Below are 14,781 nucleotides of genomic sequence, written 5' to 3'. Positions count from 1 at the left end.
ATACCAAAATATTAGGCAAAAAGACAAGAAAATAGATTTTAATTGATAAGATAAAAATTTTAGAAAGATTAAACAGTTATAGAGTCAGTAGCTATTACATTTTTATCAAATACTACATTTGCTGTCCATGTACCGTGACAATACTTATTACCTTGTTTAATTTCAACTGAAGCCCAAGTTTTATCTTTCTTATCACTATACTTAGTAATTGGGAAGCTAGTATTATAGCACTTAGTATCTTTAGGTGCTTGCCATTGCAGTTTAACACTTCCTTGAGGATTATTGTTATATGTAGTATATATTGTTGCAACAATTTGATCTTGAGTATTTTTCTTAAGACTAATTGTAGCTGTTGGCGCAGCCGAAGCAGATGCTACTGCTTCTTTAGTAGTAGCAGTTTCTTGAGCTTTATCTTGTGTAGCCGGCTGATTTTGCGAATCTTTCGCATCTTTATCGCTATCTAGACCTAATGTTGAGCAACTAGCAAGACCAATAACAGCTAAAGAAATTGCGCTTAACTTAACTATATTCTTCATAAATAACACTCCTTTAAGTAGCTTTATATTTTTTAACACTCAATAACATTATAACAACAATCAAAAGGAAACACACAAGTTATTTAACTAAATAACTATACAGCTAACATTGCGATTTTCATTGACTAAAAGGTTGTATGTTTTACATGCAGCATCACTTGCCATAAAATCAACACTTTTACCATTTTTAGCTAACTCTGCTATTATCTGTACTGGTGGTATAACCTGTGTTTTACCAGTCCCTATAATTACAACTTCCGGATCACTCTTAAGGATAAGCTCTAAATGGCTTTTCTTAATATCTTTAACTTCACTAATCTTGTCTTTATAGTCAAGAACCTCTGTTGAGGATAAAATAAGAGGATAGTTATATTCACCAACATTAAGTCTAAACTCACCATCGATATATTCTTTAAAAAAAACTGGTGCGGTTATTTTTTCTTCTTGTAAAGTCATCATAGTAAAAAAACCTTGATTATAATAATATAGTTATCATATATAAAATTATAACTTATCAATATCATATCTAAACAATATTTTAAGGTGATTATGAATTCAATAACTCAAAATACCGATTTACCTAATCTTTCACAATTTAAAGTAGATGAAGTAAAACCTGCAATAGACTCTTTATTAGAAATAGCAGATAAAAATTTAAAACAAGCTTTAGAAACCAAGGAACCAAACTGGAACACATTATTAAATTTAGAAGAAAATGATGAAAAAATTACCCAAGCATTTTCTTCTATTTCACACATGAATGCTGTTTGTAATACTAAAGAGCTTCGTGAAAGTTATGAATATGCTATAGCTAAACTGACTGAGTTTTATACAAAAGTTGGACAAAACAAAGAACTGTACAATTTATACAAGCAAGTTCAGAACCAACAGCTTGATAAAGAGCAAGCGCAAGCAGTACGTAAAGCTATAGTTAGTTTTGAGCAATCAGGTGTAAATCTTGATGAGTCTAAAAGAAAAAGGCTACAAGAAATATCTCAAGAATTAGCACAACTAAGTTCTAAGTTTGAAAATAATGTTTTAGATGCAACAATGGATTGGATATATTCCACAAGTGATGAAAAAGAGCTTAAAGGTTTATCCAGCAACACTATTGAAGCTGCAAAAGCTAAAGCAAAACAGAAAGAGCTAAATGATGTATACGCTTTTGGTATTGATATTCCAACATATCTTGCAGTTTTACAACAAGCAGATGACAGATCTCTAAGAGAAAAATTCTATAAAGCATACTGTTCAAGAGCATCAAAAGAAGCTGAGAATAAGAACTTTGATAATGATGAAGTAATAGAGCAAATACTCAAACTACGTATTGAGAAATCAGAAATTTTAGGTTTTAAAAACTATGCCGAGAATTCTCTTTTCACAAAAATGGCAGAGACTCCAGAGCAAGTCTTAGCACTTCTAAATAATCTTTTAGAAAAATCCACTCCACAAGCAAAAAAAGATCTTAACGAACTGCGTAGATTTGCTGAGGACGCTGGCTTAGTTGACGGACTACAACCTTGGGATACAGCATACTATTCTGAGAAACTTAAAAAAGCCAAGTTTGACTTTACAGAAGAGGAGCTAAGAGAATATTTTCCTCTAGAAAAAGTTCAACAAGGTTTATTTACTATACTTAATAAAATATACGGTTTAGAAATACGCGAAAATACAGAATATGCCAAGTATATAGATGAGCAGCAAACTTTTGATTTTTATAAAAATAATGAATATATTGGTAGTATAATTTGTGATCTTTTTGCTAGAGATAATAAACGCGGTGGTGCATGGATGGATGGATCGCGTACAGCATTTATTGACTCAGCCAACCAAAAACAAAAGCCTGTTGCTTATGTTAACTGTAATTTCCTTGCTCCATCAAAAGATGGTGCTAACTTAACTCATAACGATGTTGTTACACTTTTTCATGAGTTTGGTCATGCTTTACACCATATATTATCTCAAGTTAGTATACCATCTATTTCTGGTACAAATGGTGTTGAGTGGGATGCTATCGAACTGCCAAGTCAATTCATGGAGAACTTCTGTTGGAGTGAAGAAGGTCTAGAGTTAATGTCTGGCTCTCGTGATGGCAAAGAGTTAACTAAAAAGCAAATAGACAAACTTGTTGGTACAAGAGAATTCCATGCGGCTTTAATGATGGTTAGACAACTTGAATTTGCTATCTTTGATATGAATATTCACTATAAAAAACTAACAACAGTGGCAGATGTCCAAAGCGAGTTAGACAGTGTAAGAGAAAAAATAAATCTAATAAAAACTCCTAGCTATAATAAATTCCAAAATGGATTTTCACATATTTTTGCTGGAGGATACGCAGCTGGATACTATAGCTATAAATGGGCAGAGATACTATCATCAGATGTTTTCTCTCGTTTTGAGGAGGAAGGAATTCTTAGTGATAAAGTTGGCCAAGATTTACTTGAAAATATTATCTCAAAAGGTTCATCACGTGATGCTATGGATAACTTTGTAGCATTCATGGGTCGCAAGCCTAGTGAAGAGGCACTACTTAGACATAGTGGAATTAGTTAGCTGTAAATTTAACTGTCATTTCGGACTTGATCCGGAATCCTTTGACTAATGGTTAAGACTATAAAGGTTCTACCTGTGTAGGAATGACATAAAAAACTTCATAATAAAATACAACACATATTGTTCTATCACTACAAAAATAATCAAGTATGAATAAAACTAAGACAGAAATTGGCAACAAAGCAGAATTACAGGCCTGTAAATTCTTAAACTCTCAAGGTTTGAAAATTATAGATCAAAATTTTAAAGCTCTACCGTATGGCGAAATTGACATTATTACTTTAGATAAAAATATTCTGATTTTTGTTGAGGTTAAATATCGTAGCAAAACTAAATTTGCTAAAGCTGAAGAGATGCTTACTTATAGCAAACAACAAAAACTTATAAATACAGCAAATATATTCTTACAGCAAAATCCCAACTATGAAAATTATGAATGTCGCTTTGACTTAATTGCTATAAATGAAAGTGATATTAACTGGATTAAAAATGCTTTTGGTGTAATGTAAAACTTATAAACCACTACAAAGATTAGTAAAGCTACCTGTTACAAAAGAAGCCTTTTCACTTAATAACCATAAAATAGCTTCTGCAACCTCTTCAGGTTTGCCCCCTCTATTCATTGGTAAAGTTTTAGCAATCCTATCAACTCTATCAGGCTCTCCGCCATCTGCATGAATATCTGTATAGATAAAACCAGGCCTGACACAATTTACACGTATACCATCGGCAGCAACTTCTTTAGCAAGTCCAGTCGTTAGAGTATCAATAGCACCCTTAGAAGCTGCATAATCAACATATTCAAATGGAGCGCCTTTTCTAGAGGCTCCGGATGAGACATTTACTATTTGCCCCACTTTGACCACCTTTAGCTTTAGACATCCTAACTATTGCTTCCTTACAACAGTAAAAATGACTCATGATATTTGTATTAATAACAGTTTTAATACGCTCTCCACTCATTTCCATTAAAGGCATTTTAGTTTTTAAAATACCGACATTATTTACTAGATGAGTAATAGTTCCCATTTCACTATCAATTGTTTTAAATAGTTTTGAAACTTCTTTCTCATTAGAAACATCAGCCTGTATAGCAATACATCTAGCACCAGTTTCTAAAATTTCATTTCGAACTTTAAAAGCTGAGGACTCATCATTTAAGTAATTAATACATACAGAATACCCCTCTCTTGCTGCTTGAATTGCTGTAGCAGCTCCGATACCTCTACTTGATCCAGTAATTAGTAAAACTTTGTTATCCATATTCATACTAAGTTTTTCTATGGTTATTAAAGAATATACATAAACTTAGTTTTTTGAAATATATTAATGAGAAATAAAATTGAAGTAGACTGTTACTTCTATGGGATTATGCTAGATAACGTATTAGTTAAAGTTCTTCAGAAAGAGCAATTAGCTTCTTAGCCTGTAAAAGCTGATATTCATCAGTTTCATCATTAAGGTTAAGATTTAAATGTCCTACTTTACGCCCTTTTCTAGGCTCTTTGTTATAATTATGGATTTTAACTCTATCTAAAGATGATAAATCTTTTGTCGATGGCATACCACCTATACAATTTAGCATCATCGTTCTTCTACTTGTAGTATCACCTAGAATTAATCCAGCTATAGCTCTTACATGATTTTCAAATTGTGATGTAACTGCTCCATCTATGCTCCAGTGACCACTATTATGCACTCTAGGAGCTATTTCATTGACAATCAACTCATCACCTTTGACAAAAAACTCAATCGCAAGCGTACCAACATAACCAAACTCTTTAACTAAAGTCTTTGCAACTTGCTGAGCTTTTACTTCTAAAACATCATTTTCAAAAGGTGCTTCTGACACAACTATTATACCTTGCTTATGAGTATTTTTAGCTAAGGGATAAAACGCAATATTACCTTTAATATCAGCTGTACATATTTGAGAAACTTCATAATCAAAATTAACAAAAGCCTCATATATAAGACCATCTGGTGCATCTTTTAAAGCATTCCAAGCTTTGGCAACATCATCTTGCGATTTAATTACAAACTGACCTTTACCATCATAGCCAAATCTACGTGTTTTAACTATAGCTGGTAATCCATGTTCTTTAACAGCATTCTCAAGCTTCTTCAAACTATCAATATTGACAAACTTTGCAGTCTCAATACCATGATCACGCATAAAAGATTTTTCAAGTAAGCGATCTTGTGAAATCGCTATAGCTTTAGCAGATGGATAAACATTTACCTCATGATTAACTGCTTTTATAAGCTCATGAGATATGTTTTCATTTTCAAAAGTTATCACATCAAATTGCTTAGCCCAATTTACAACCTCATTGACCTTATCTAAATCAATATCTGTAACACTTTTTACAACCTCTTCAGCACAATCACCTAACTTACCTAAACAATAAAACTCTAGTCCAAGGGGTGTACCAGCAACACTTAACATCCTAGCAAGTTGACCTGCTCCAATAATACCTATTTTCATACTTACTGCTCTCTAGGGTTGGGATTTTCTAAAACAGTCTTAGTTTGATCAGCTCTAAATTTCTCTAGTGCCTGACCTATCTTAGAGTTTGTATGTTGTAAAATACTCGCTGCAAAAAGTGCTGCATTCTTGCTTCCTGCTACTCCTATTGCAAAAGTAGCAACTGGAATACCCGCTGGCATTTGCACTATAGATAGTAAACTATCTTTACCACTTAATGTACTAGATTTAACTGGAACTCCTAATACTGGTAGATCAGTTTTTGCAGCAACCATACCTGGAAGGTGCGCAGCTCCTCCAGCTCCAGCAATTATAACTTGAAGCCCTCGTTGTTTAGCAGTTTCAGCATAGCTAAACATTTTATCTGGAGTTCTATGAGCTGATACAACCTCACATTCGTATTTAATACCTAATTGCTCTAAAATATCACAACACTCTTTCATTGTACTCCAATCAGATTTAGAGCCCATTATTACACCAACATCTATACTCATCTCTTCTATCTCCAGCCCAATTTATAAGTTTATAAAACTATTAATTTAATACTTCTGGTCATTCCCGCGCAGGCGGGAATCTTTCTATAGTAAGCCAAAATGTAAGAGATACCCGCCTACGCGGGTATGACTATTAAATATAGGCTTTTTTAGCTTAAAAGCTTATCATATAAGTCGACCCAGTCAGAATTCATAGTATTTATAATTCTATCTTTCCAAGCCCTATTCCATTTCTTAAGCTGTTTCTCTCTAATTATAGCTTCTTCAATATTTTCATAAACCTCAAAATAAACAAGCTTATTTAAGCTATATTTCTTACTAAAACTATCTACAAATTTATTCTTATGTTCATAAACTCTTTTTATAATATCAGAAGTAACTCCTATATATAAAACACCATTATTTTTATTAGTTAATATGTATACATAGCCATTCTTCAAAGCTATTTCTTCCAACCTTTAATAACTTCAATCCACGCTTTACTTTCTAAATCCTGTACCTTAACTTTTAAACTTTCAGCTGTTTCATTTTCACTAACATCACACTTAAGCTGTAAAATAGTATCTCCAGCATCCACTTCTTCTGTGACTTGATGGATAGTGCAACCCGAGACATTATCGCCAGCATTAATAACAGATTGATGTACATCAATATCCATTAATCCTGCATGTTTTGGTAAAAGTGATGGATGAATATTCAAAATTTTATTTTTAAAGCTATTTATAAAAACAGGACTTAAAATACGCATAAAACCAATCAATAAAATCAAATCTGGATTATATTTTTGAATTTCATTAGCAATTATTTTATCGTATTCTTCTCGATCTAATCCTTTAGCACTTAAAAATTTATTTGGAATATTATAGTTTTCAGCTCTTTCTAATATATATGCAGATTTCCTATTTGAAATTACAGCATCTATACTAGCATGTATTTCTTTTGCTGATATAGCATCAATTATAGCTTGCATATTAGTACCTCGAGTTGAACCTAATATTACAAGTTTTAGCTTAGCCACGATTTATAGCTCCTGATACTTATCGCCACGTAATAAATTCATATGATTTATGCGTTTATTTATAAGTTTTTTTGTACCAATATCTGGACGATGATACATTTTTCCATAAATATTCTTCACTGCATTTTCAGCTTTTTGTTCAGCTTCTGCAATAGTATCTCCCAAACCAAGTACAGCTATTGCTCTTGATCCTGTGCCAATCAACTTACCACCTTTATAATCAACAGCTCCAAGGAAAAGCTCAACATTATCTGGACATTGTGAAATATCAATTTCAAAATTCTTCACTGATTGATTTGGATATCCAAGAGGAACCAGATATTTACAAACACTTGCTTGTTTTTTAAAGCTTGAACTTATCTTATCAAGTGTCCCTTTTGTTATTGCCTCAACAATTTCAACAAAATCAGTCTCAAGTAGCGTTAGCAAGTTCATTGCTTCAGGATCACCAAAACGAGCATTATACTCAATGACTTTGGTATCATTTTTAGTAGCCATAAAGCCACCATATAAAATACCTTGATATAGTTCACCAAATTTCTCTGCCAGTGCATGCACTACTTTTTCATTAATTTCTTTAGCTCTTTGGATATCTTTATCAGATAAAAACGGTAAGCTATGATCTGCATCAGAATATGTTCCCATACCACCAGTATTAGGACCTTTATCACCCTCATGAGCTCTTTTATGATCTTGCACAGCCGGCATATGGATAAAATTTTTACCATCAGTAAATGATATTAGAGAAAACTCTTGTCCGACTAGTTTCTCTTCTATTACAAACTCTTGTCCTGCATCTACTAATGATTGACAATGTTTGATAGCCTCTGACATGCTATGTAAATGATCGCCCCATACAAGTACACCTTTACCTCCGCAAAGTCCATCTGCTTTAATCACAAATTGCTTGGCATACTTCTTTAGTGTTTCCTCAACACCATCCATTGAGTTAAACTTCTTGAAAAACGGATTAGCTCCAACCTCATAATCACGAATTAAGTCTCTAGTAAAACCTTTAGAAGTTTCTAATTGAGCCAATTTTTTAGTTGGTCCAACTACGCCTATACCTTGAGATTTTAGAGTGTCTGCAAGACCAGCCTCTAAAGGAGCCTCTGGACCAATTATTGCTATATTTACATTTTTTGCTTTTGCATATTCCAAAACAGCATCACAATCACAGATATTAGCAATTTTATAACCTTGTGCTATTTTATCAATACCCGGGTTCACTGCACCACTGACACAATAAAGATTATTTTCAATAGAGCTCTTCTTAACAGCTTCAGCAATAGCATGCTCTCTACTTCCTGAGCCAACTAGAAGAATATTCATTTGTTTCTCCGTATTTAAATAATTTGTAACATTATCAGCTATTCGCTGATTTATATTTTCTAACTCTTTTGGTAACTCAAACTTTTGTCCAGTTATCATCTCAAAAAGCGTTATATACTTTTGTGATAGCTCAACAACTAGATCTTCAGGCGCTTCAGGCAAAACCTCATCATTATATGGATCACAATTTTTGGCAAACCAAAGTCTAAAGAACTCTTTATCAATATTCTCAGGCTCTAAACCTTTCTCGACTCTATCAATATAACTACTTTCTAACCAGAACCTTGAACTATCAGGAGTGTGTATTTCGTCAATTAAAATAATTTCGCCAGTTTTCTCATCAATACCAAACTCATACTTAGTATCAGCCAATATTAATCCATGCTCTAGTGCTTTCTGCTGTCCGAACTCAAAAAGCTCCAATGCCTTTTGTGAGGCAAAATCCCATTGTTCTTGAGTCAACCAACCTTCTTTAACAATATCTTGTGCTGAAATTGGACGATCATGATCTTGCTCTTTGGTAGTTGGAGTAAGTATATTTTGTGGAAGTTTTTGGTTTTTGACTAAACCTTCAGGCAGGATATTACCACAATAGTCACGACTACCATCTTTATAATGAGTCCATAAAGAAGTAGATGTTGAACCTGTTATATAACCTCTAACTACAAACTCAATAGGTAGTACTTTTGCTTTTCGAGCAATCACAACATTTGGATCTGGTGAGGCTATAAAATGATTTTTGACAATATGAGCAGTTTCTTTAAACCACCATACTGATGATTGTGCAAGTATCTGCCCTTTAAAAGGAATAAATCCTAAAGATCTATCAAATGCAGATTGTCTATCTGTGGATATCAAGATACTTCTATCATCTGTAAAGTACATATCTCTAACTTTACCTGTATACTTATCTTTGATATCGAGGTTTGTTGATTTTAAAACATTTCTTATATTATTTACGATAATCTGTTTATCAATCATTAGATGATTTCCACCTTACCTGAATTTGTAATTTTACCTATTTGATATAGCTTCGTATTAGTATGTTTTTCAGCAAGCTGTTGCATTTTCTCATATTGATCTTGACTAGCAATGATAGCCATACCTATACCCATATTAAATGACCTATACATTTCAAACTCACTAATTTCACCTATTCTCTGCATTACCTTAAAAACTGCAGGAGTATCAAAACTATCTTTAGAAATCTGCGCACCTAAACCTTCGGGTAACACACGTGGAATATTCTCGATAAAGCCACCACCTGTAATATGAGCCATACCTTTAATATCTACACCATTATCTAAAAAATCATGAACAATATTTGTGTAATTGATATGTGGCTCAAGTAACACATCACCGATTGTTTTACCTTCTAGCTCAGGGTAAGTATCTGTATGCTTATTACCAGCCACATCAAAGAATAGTTTACGTGCAAAAGAATAACCATTTGTATGCAGACCAGATGAGCTTAGTCCAAATACAACATCGCCCTCTTTAATATTTTCACCGTTAATAACTTTATTCTTATCAACTACTCCAGTAATAACACCCACCATATCAATTTCACCAGCTTGATATACACCAGGCATTTCTGCAGTCTCACCACCCACTAAAGACACTCCACACTCTGCACAGGCTTTTGACATCCCTTTAACAAGCTCTTCCATAATTTCAGGATCTAGCTTATCATGAGCAACATAATCTAAAAAAGTAATTGGCTTAGCTCCCATTACAACAATATCATTAGTAGCAGCTGAAAAAAGATCATAACCAAGATTCTCAAACTTGCCACACATTACAGCAACTTTAGTCTTTGTCCCAACACCATCTATAGACTGAACTAAAACAGGATCATCATAGTTATTAATGATATTCTTTAATGAATATAATGAGCCAAAGCTTCCCAAGCCAGTTAAAACATCTTTCGTGAATGTCTTTTTGACATGACCCTTCATTCTTTCTACAGCTTGGTTCCCTGCTTCAATATTTACTCCAGCATCTTCATATTTTAAGCTTGCCATTTTAAGTTCCTTTTTAATCAATTCAAAATATAATGTCATTCCGGACCTCGATCCGGAATCTTTTATAAGCAAAACTCAAGAGATCCTGAATCAAGTTCAGGATGACCAAAGCTTAAGTAACTATCCTTTCATATAAATCCTCAAAAGTAGGATTTACACTTTTCACCAAATCCAGCTTCCAGTTTCTATGCCAATTCTTCAATTGTTTTTCTCTAATTATAGCATCTTCAATATTTTCATATATTTCAAAATAAACTAATTTGTTTAAATTATATTTCCTGGTAAAGCCATCTACAAACTTACTTTTGTGCTCATAAATTCTTCTTACAATATCTGATGTAACTCTTACATACAGTACACTACTATTTTTATTTGTTAGCATGTATACATAACCATTTTTCATTACACCACTTCGTTATTCCCACGAAGGTGGAAATCTTTCTAATTAATAACCAATATCTAACAGATACCCGCCTTCGCGGGTATGACTTTTTAGGGATGATATAACAAATCCTAACTTTTCTAAGTCATTCCAGACAATGGTCCGGAATCTTTCAATTTATAAATCCTAAATCGAATTCAGGATAACCCTAATTTCATATCATTTCATTCTGCTCTTTACAACACTGGAATGTATTATATAAAAGCTCTGTAATTGTCATAGGACCAACACCTCCTGGTACAGGAGTAATAGCAGAAACTTTATCTTTCACAGCATCAAAGTCAACATCTCCACGTATTTTTCCATTAACATGATTTATACCAACATCGATCACCACAGCTCCAGGCTTAACCATGTCCGCAGTAAGGAAGTTATGTTTACCGACAGCTACAATCAATATATCTGCCTTAGTTGTATGAGACTTAAGATCTTGTGTAAATCTATGACAGGTTGTCACAGTTGCCTTAGCATTCAATAATAACTGAGAGACTGGCTTACCAACAATATTACTCGCACCAACTACTACAGCATAAGCACCTTCAGTTTTTATACCATACTCTCTTAACATTGTCATAATACCTTTAGGAGTACACGACTCGAGACATTTCTTATCTCTTAGCTGAAGTCTGCCTACGTTAGTAGGATGAAAACCATCCACATCCTTCTCAGGCTTAATATTGTATATAACCTTTTGTTTATCAATATGTGCTGGCAAAGGAAGTTGCACAAGAATCCCATTAACACTATTATCATCATTTAATTTGTCTATTAATGTTAATAGCTCTTGTTCTGAAGTTGTTTCAGGTAAAGTAATCACATCAGAATCAATACCAACCTTCGCGCAAGCTTTCTCCTTAGAGCCAACATAAGTTTTACTAGCAGGATCATCTCCAACTATTATAGCCACAAGCTTTGGAGTTATTCCTGTATCATTTTTATATTCTTTGACTTGTTGTGATAACCTCTCTTTTAGACTCAGAGAAAGAGCTTTTCCATCGATTAAAACCATAGTTAATTTGTTTAGGACATAAATTAAGATCTATGCTTATAATAATAACAAATTTATGTAAACTTTTGATATTTTTTTGAAACTATTTTTTGAACTAAAGATACAATAAATTTAGATTTAATCTTACAGCATTTTTCTATTTTTCATCCAATAATAAATATAAGTTGTACTATATAAGCCTATAGCTACACCAAATATAACATCACTGGGATAATGAGCAGCAATTATCACTCTACTACCAGCAAATATTACAATTAACACATACCACATATATTTTAACCTTGGTAGCATATACATAAATACTAAAAACATTGCTGCTACGGTTATTGAATGTCCTGATGGCATACTTGCAAAATTATATCCAGGAGCATGAAAGTGCTCAAAGTAATGAGAGCCATACTGCAAAAAGAACTTAGGACGTGCTCTACCTATTATCATTTTTAATATTTGCCCTACAATACCACTAATTGCAACTGTTGCAATCATAAACCCAGCATAAACTGATAATTTATTAAACAAACCTTCAAATTTTTCAGAAATCTTTTTAGGGTTACATACTAATCTTGCAAGAATTATAACTACACAGATTATCAGAATATATTCAGCCTTACCTACATTTGTAATATCTCTAAAGATAGTATCTATAATATGAGGCATAGAATGCTTGATATAATCCTCAACTGGGGTATCTACATTGTAAAACACAAATACCACAACTAGCATTATAAGTATAAAAGTATATTTTAACTCTAAGTATTTAGGAATTTTTTCATCTAAAACTTTAGGCTTTTTAAAAAAATCTTTTAGCTGTTCAAAATTATTTTTAACAATTTCTTTCATTATCTTTTTTCACATAAAGTATTTCTTTATAGAACAAGTATAACAGACATTTCCAGTACTCTATTAAAAATATAAAAGGCTGTTGGTTTAATATCTCTGGTCCTTCCCGCGTAGGCGGGAATCTTTGAAATAGCCAAAAGATCCCCGTGTCAAGCACGAGGATGACGATGTTTTATGGTATTATTATATAATTAATCCAAATGACTTATGTAAAATAAAACCTGTCATTCCGGATCCGGAATCAAATTCAAGATGATCGCATAAATATACACAATACATTCGGATTGACTATATTTTATAATTACAGGTTTGGAGTATTATTAAATCAACAATCTTTATAATCTTCCCGCCTTCATTAAATAAGGTTAATTACTTTTTTTTCAAAAATACTTGATTGAGTTATTTTTATCTTTATAATTACTCATACCTGATGGTAAGGATGAAATTTTCACCAAACCCTCAGAGAAATGTAAAATAACCTATAAGGAAAATAATCATGAAAAACTTAAAAGCAAAAACTCAAAAAGGTTTCTCACTAGTTGAGTTAATGGTAGTGATTGCTATTATTGCTATCTTAGCAGCAGTAGCTATCCCTATGTACTCGAACTATACGACTCGTGCAAGAATCGGTAGTGAAATCTCAAAAGTTGGTGGTGTAAAAGCTGATGTCAGTGAAGCTCTAAATCATGGAAGTACTCTACCGAGTACTCTTACAAATATTAATAGAGATCCTGAAATAGCATATGATGCTAATGGTAATATCAGTATTTCTATGGATGCTAATGGTGACGGTACTGCTGATGCTACTACTGGTCCTAACTTTGTTAGACTATCACCTACTAAAAACTCTGGTTCTGTAACGTGGACTTGTACTGGTTCTGGCTTTACTCAATCTCAACTGCCAAGTAACTGTACTGTATCAGGATCATCTGTAGCAGTAACTCAAATGACATAAAAGAATATTTCTTATATAATATATTAAATTAATCCTCTTACTATGTTTTTTTATTTCTAAATTTATTCACTTTTCTAATTTTTCCAAATATTGTTGCATAAGACCTTTTTATCTTTATAATTATTTATACCTAGTATTGTATATGTATAATAAACTAGGATTTTATAATAATATGTAAGGATAAAAATGAAAATTTTTAAAACAAAAACTCAAAAAGGCTTCTCACTTGTTGAGTTAATGGTTGTGATTGCTATTATTGCTATCTTAGCAGCAATAGCTATGCCCATGTACTCAGACTATACGGTTCGTGCTAAACTAGGATCTCAACTTACAAAAATTGGAGCAATAAAAACTAGTGCTGTAGAATATATTATAGAAAATGAAGGCAATACTAATTACTCTGTAATTAATATACAAAACTTACCTCCCGGAGTAACTGTAAATGATGGAGTAACTACTGGAAGAATAGACATAGATACAAGTAGTATTATTAGTGGTTCAAAAATAATGCTAACTCCAACTGCAGGAAGTGGATCGGTTACATGGGATTGTAGCGTAGAAGGTGTCGATCGGTCACAAGCTCCAACAAGTTGCTCTATAGTTTAGAACTAATAAAGATGTCTTAAAAAGATTGGATTTTTATAATGAAAATCAGTAAGTCAAAAGGTTTTACACTAATAGAGCTAATGGTAGTTATTGGTATAATAAGTATATTGGCCTCTATATCTATCCCAATATATAGCAACTATAAACTCCGTGCTCGAACAATATCTAACATATATGCCAATACTGGTCAATTACGTACAGCTATAGCTGATGATCTAAATTCGGGGCTAGGTATTTCCGAACAAGATTATACTTTATCTCAGGGTTATTCTGTAATAAATGTTAATACATCTGGAGCAACTATACAGTTAAGTCTTGGAGAATTATATCCCGACAGCGAATTTGACAGTACAGATTTAATTAGACTAGTCGGACAAATACAAGGAACTATTATAACTTGGCAATGTACATACAATGAAGATGCTAATCACTTAGAAAATGGAGATCTTCCAAATACTTGTATTAGTGAGTCATACTAATA

Annotated in this window: 18 protein-coding genes; 5 read left to right on the top strand and 13 right to left on the bottom strand. The window is 32.8% G+C overall.

Features of this window, described 5'->3' with window-relative positions; translation table 11 throughout:
* Positions 1 to 68: 68 nt before the first annotated feature.
* Positions 69 to 536: a TUL4 family lipoprotein gene (locus F7310_RS02320; RefSeq protein ID WP_072711461.1), complete on the bottom strand. Its 468-nt coding sequence runs from the start codon at positions 534 to 536 to the stop codon at positions 69 to 71.
* An 87-nt stretch (positions 537 to 623) separates the two neighbouring features.
* A complete protein-coding gene (locus F7310_RS02315; RefSeq protein ID WP_072711460.1) occupies positions 624 to 995 on the bottom strand; it encodes an Mth938-like domain-containing protein in 372 nt (123 codons plus the stop codon).
* Positions 996 to 1,085: 90 nt separating this feature from the next.
* On the opposite strand from F7310_RS02315, the gene F7310_RS02310 reads away from it, so the two are divergent.
* The gene (locus tag F7310_RS02310; RefSeq protein WP_072711458.1) at positions 1,086 to 3,092 is read left to right on the top strand and encodes a M3 family metallopeptidase; all 2,007 of its coding nucleotides are present in this window, start codon (positions 1,086 to 1,088) and stop codon (positions 3,090 to 3,092) included.
* Between the two features lie 149 nt (positions 3,093 to 3,241).
* A complete protein-coding gene (locus F7310_RS02305; RefSeq protein WP_072711457.1) occupies positions 3,242 to 3,601 on the top strand; it encodes a YraN family protein in 360 nt (119 codons plus the stop codon).
* 3 nt (positions 3,602 to 3,604) lie between these two features.
* Here F7310_RS02305 and F7310_RS10880 read toward each other — a convergent pair whose 3' ends face one another.
* From F7310_RS10880 to lpxE, 11 genes are all read right to left on the bottom strand, one after another.
* Entirely contained in the window at positions 3,605 to 3,949 is a 345-nt protein-coding gene (locus F7310_RS10880) for an SDR family oxidoreductase (protein ID WP_250637428.1), read from the bottom strand.
* Positions 3,912 to 4,355, bottom strand: a complete 444-nt coding sequence (locus F7310_RS10875; protein ID WP_250637427.1) for an SDR family NAD(P)-dependent oxidoreductase — start codon at positions 4,353 to 4,355, stop codon at positions 3,912 to 3,914. Before F7310_RS10875 ends, F7310_RS10880 begins: the two co-directional genes overlap by 38 nt.
* A 127-nt stretch (positions 4,356 to 4,482) precedes the next feature.
* Positions 4,483 to 5,580, bottom strand: a complete 1,098-nt coding sequence (locus tag F7310_RS02295; RefSeq protein ID WP_072711456.1) for a 5-(carboxyamino)imidazole ribonucleotide synthase — start codon at positions 5,578 to 5,580, stop codon at positions 4,483 to 4,485.
* Positions 5,581 to 5,582: 2 nt separating this feature from the next.
* Positions 5,583 to 6,074, bottom strand: a complete 492-nt coding sequence (gene purE / locus F7310_RS02290) for a 5-(carboxyamino)imidazole ribonucleotide mutase (protein WP_072711454.1) — start codon at positions 6,072 to 6,074, stop codon at positions 5,583 to 5,585.
* 149 nt (positions 6,075 to 6,223) lie between these two features.
* The gene (locus F7310_RS02285; RefSeq protein ID WP_072713520.1) at positions 6,224 to 6,514 is read right to left on the bottom strand and encodes a GIY-YIG nuclease family protein; all 291 of its coding nucleotides are present in this window, start codon (positions 6,512 to 6,514) and stop codon (positions 6,224 to 6,226) included.
* Positions 6,515 to 6,516: 2 nt separating this feature from the next.
* Positions 6,517 to 7,092, bottom strand: a complete 576-nt coding sequence (gene purN / locus F7310_RS02280) for a phosphoribosylglycinamide formyltransferase (RefSeq protein WP_072711453.1) — start codon at positions 7,090 to 7,092, stop codon at positions 6,517 to 6,519.
* A gap of 3 nt (positions 7,093 to 7,095) precedes the next feature.
* A complete protein-coding gene (gene purD / locus F7310_RS02275; RefSeq protein ID WP_072711451.1) occupies positions 7,096 to 9,405 on the bottom strand; it encodes a phosphoribosylamine--glycine ligase in 2,310 nt (769 codons plus the stop codon).
* Positions 9,405 to 10,448, bottom strand: coding sequence for a phosphoribosylformylglycinamidine cyclo-ligase (purM, locus tag F7310_RS02270; RefSeq protein ID WP_072711450.1), 1,044 nt, complete (start codon positions 10,446 to 10,448; stop codon positions 9,405 to 9,407). Before purM ends, purD begins: the two co-directional genes overlap by 1 nt.
* A 112-nt stretch (positions 10,449 to 10,560) precedes the next feature.
* Positions 10,561 to 10,851 (bottom strand): GIY-YIG nuclease family protein, encoded by a 291-nt coding sequence (locus F7310_RS02265; RefSeq protein WP_072711448.1) that lies wholly within the window; start codon positions 10,849 to 10,851, stop codon positions 10,561 to 10,563.
* Positions 10,852 to 11,044: 193 nt separating this feature from the next.
* On the bottom strand, positions 11,045 to 11,899 hold the full coding sequence (gene folD / locus F7310_RS02260) for a bifunctional methylenetetrahydrofolate dehydrogenase/methenyltetrahydrofolate cyclohydrolase FolD (protein WP_072711447.1): 855 nt from the start codon (positions 11,897 to 11,899) through the stop codon (positions 11,045 to 11,047).
* 123 nt (positions 11,900 to 12,022) lie between these two features.
* Positions 12,023 to 12,742: a lipid A 1-phosphatase LpxE gene (lpxE, locus tag F7310_RS02255; protein WP_072711445.1), complete on the bottom strand. Its 720-nt coding sequence runs from the start codon at positions 12,740 to 12,742 to the stop codon at positions 12,023 to 12,025.
* Positions 12,743 to 13,235: 493 nt separating this feature from the next.
* On the opposite strand from lpxE, the gene F7310_RS02250 reads away from it, so the two are divergent.
* The 3 genes from F7310_RS02250 to F7310_RS10825 all read left to right on the top strand — a co-directional run bounded on the left by F7310_RS02250 (position 13,236) and on the right by F7310_RS10825 (position 14,779).
* Positions 13,236 to 13,694 carry a pilin gene (locus F7310_RS02250; RefSeq protein WP_072711443.1) on the top strand — a complete coding sequence of 153 codons (459 nt, stop codon included), beginning with the start codon at positions 13,236 to 13,238 and terminating at the stop codon, positions 13,692 to 13,694.
* A gap of 186 nt (positions 13,695 to 13,880) precedes the next feature.
* On the top strand, positions 13,881 to 14,300 hold the full coding sequence (locus F7310_RS02245) for a pilin (protein ID WP_072711442.1): 420 nt from the start codon (positions 13,881 to 13,883) through the stop codon (positions 14,298 to 14,300).
* Positions 14,301 to 14,338: 38 nt separating this feature from the next.
* Complete coding sequence (locus F7310_RS10825; RefSeq protein WP_072711440.1) at positions 14,339 to 14,779, top strand: prepilin-type N-terminal cleavage/methylation domain-containing protein; 441 nt, start codon at positions 14,339 to 14,341, stop codon at positions 14,777 to 14,779.
* Positions 14,780 to 14,781: the final 2 nt, after the last annotated feature.

It is taken from the genome of Francisella uliginis, assembly GCF_001895265.1.
Taxonomy (GTDB): domain Bacteria; phylum Pseudomonadota; class Gammaproteobacteria; order Francisellales; family Francisellaceae; genus Francisella; species Francisella uliginis.
Note: the sequence above shows the minus strand (reverse complement) of the source record. Positions and strands in the feature narration are given on the sequence as shown.

Coding starts and splice junctions, on each gene's coding strand:
- F7310_RS02320 (WP_072711461.1), bottom strand. CDS start 536: ATGAAGAATATAGTTAAGTTAAGCGCAATTTCTTTAGCTGTTATTGGT.
- F7310_RS02315 (WP_072711460.1), bottom strand. CDS start 995: ATGATGACTTTACAAGAAGAAAAAATAACCGCACCAGTTTTTTTTAAA.
- F7310_RS02310 (WP_072711458.1), top strand. CDS start 1,086: ATGAATTCAATAACTCAAAATACCGATTTACCTAATCTTTCACAATTT.
- F7310_RS02305 (WP_072711457.1), top strand. CDS start 3,242: ATGAATAAAACTAAGACAGAAATTGGCAACAAAGCAGAATTACAGGCC.
- F7310_RS10875 (WP_250637427.1), bottom strand. CDS start 4,355: ATGGATAACAAAGTTTTACTAATTACTGGATCAAGTAGAGGTATCGGA.
- F7310_RS02295 (WP_072711456.1), bottom strand. CDS start 5,580: ATGAAAATAGGTATTATTGGAGCAGGTCAACTTGCTAGGATGTTAAGT.
- purE (WP_072711454.1), bottom strand. CDS start 6,074: ATGAGTATAGATGTTGGTGTAATAATGGGCTCTAAATCTGATTGGAGT.
- purD (WP_072711451.1), bottom strand. CDS start 9,405: ATGATTGATAAACAGATTATCGTAAATAATATAAGAAATGTTTTAAAA.
- purM (WP_072711450.1), bottom strand. CDS start 10,448: ATGGCAAGCTTAAAATATGAAGATGCTGGAGTAAATATTGAAGCAGGG.
- F7310_RS02265 (WP_072711448.1), bottom strand. CDS start 10,851: ATGAAAAATGGTTATGTATACATGCTAACAAATAAAAATAGTAGTGTA.
- folD (WP_072711447.1), bottom strand. CDS start 11,899: ATGGTTTTAATCGATGGAAAAGCTCTTTCTCTGAGTCTAAAAGAGAGG.
- F7310_RS02250 (WP_072711443.1), top strand. CDS start 13,236: ATGAAAAACTTAAAAGCAAAAACTCAAAAAGGTTTCTCACTAGTTGAG.
- F7310_RS02245 (WP_072711442.1), top strand. CDS start 13,881: ATGAAAATTTTTAAAACAAAAACTCAAAAAGGCTTCTCACTTGTTGAG.
- F7310_RS10825 (WP_072711440.1), top strand. CDS start 14,339: ATGAAAATCAGTAAGTCAAAAGGTTTTACACTAATAGAGCTAATGGTA.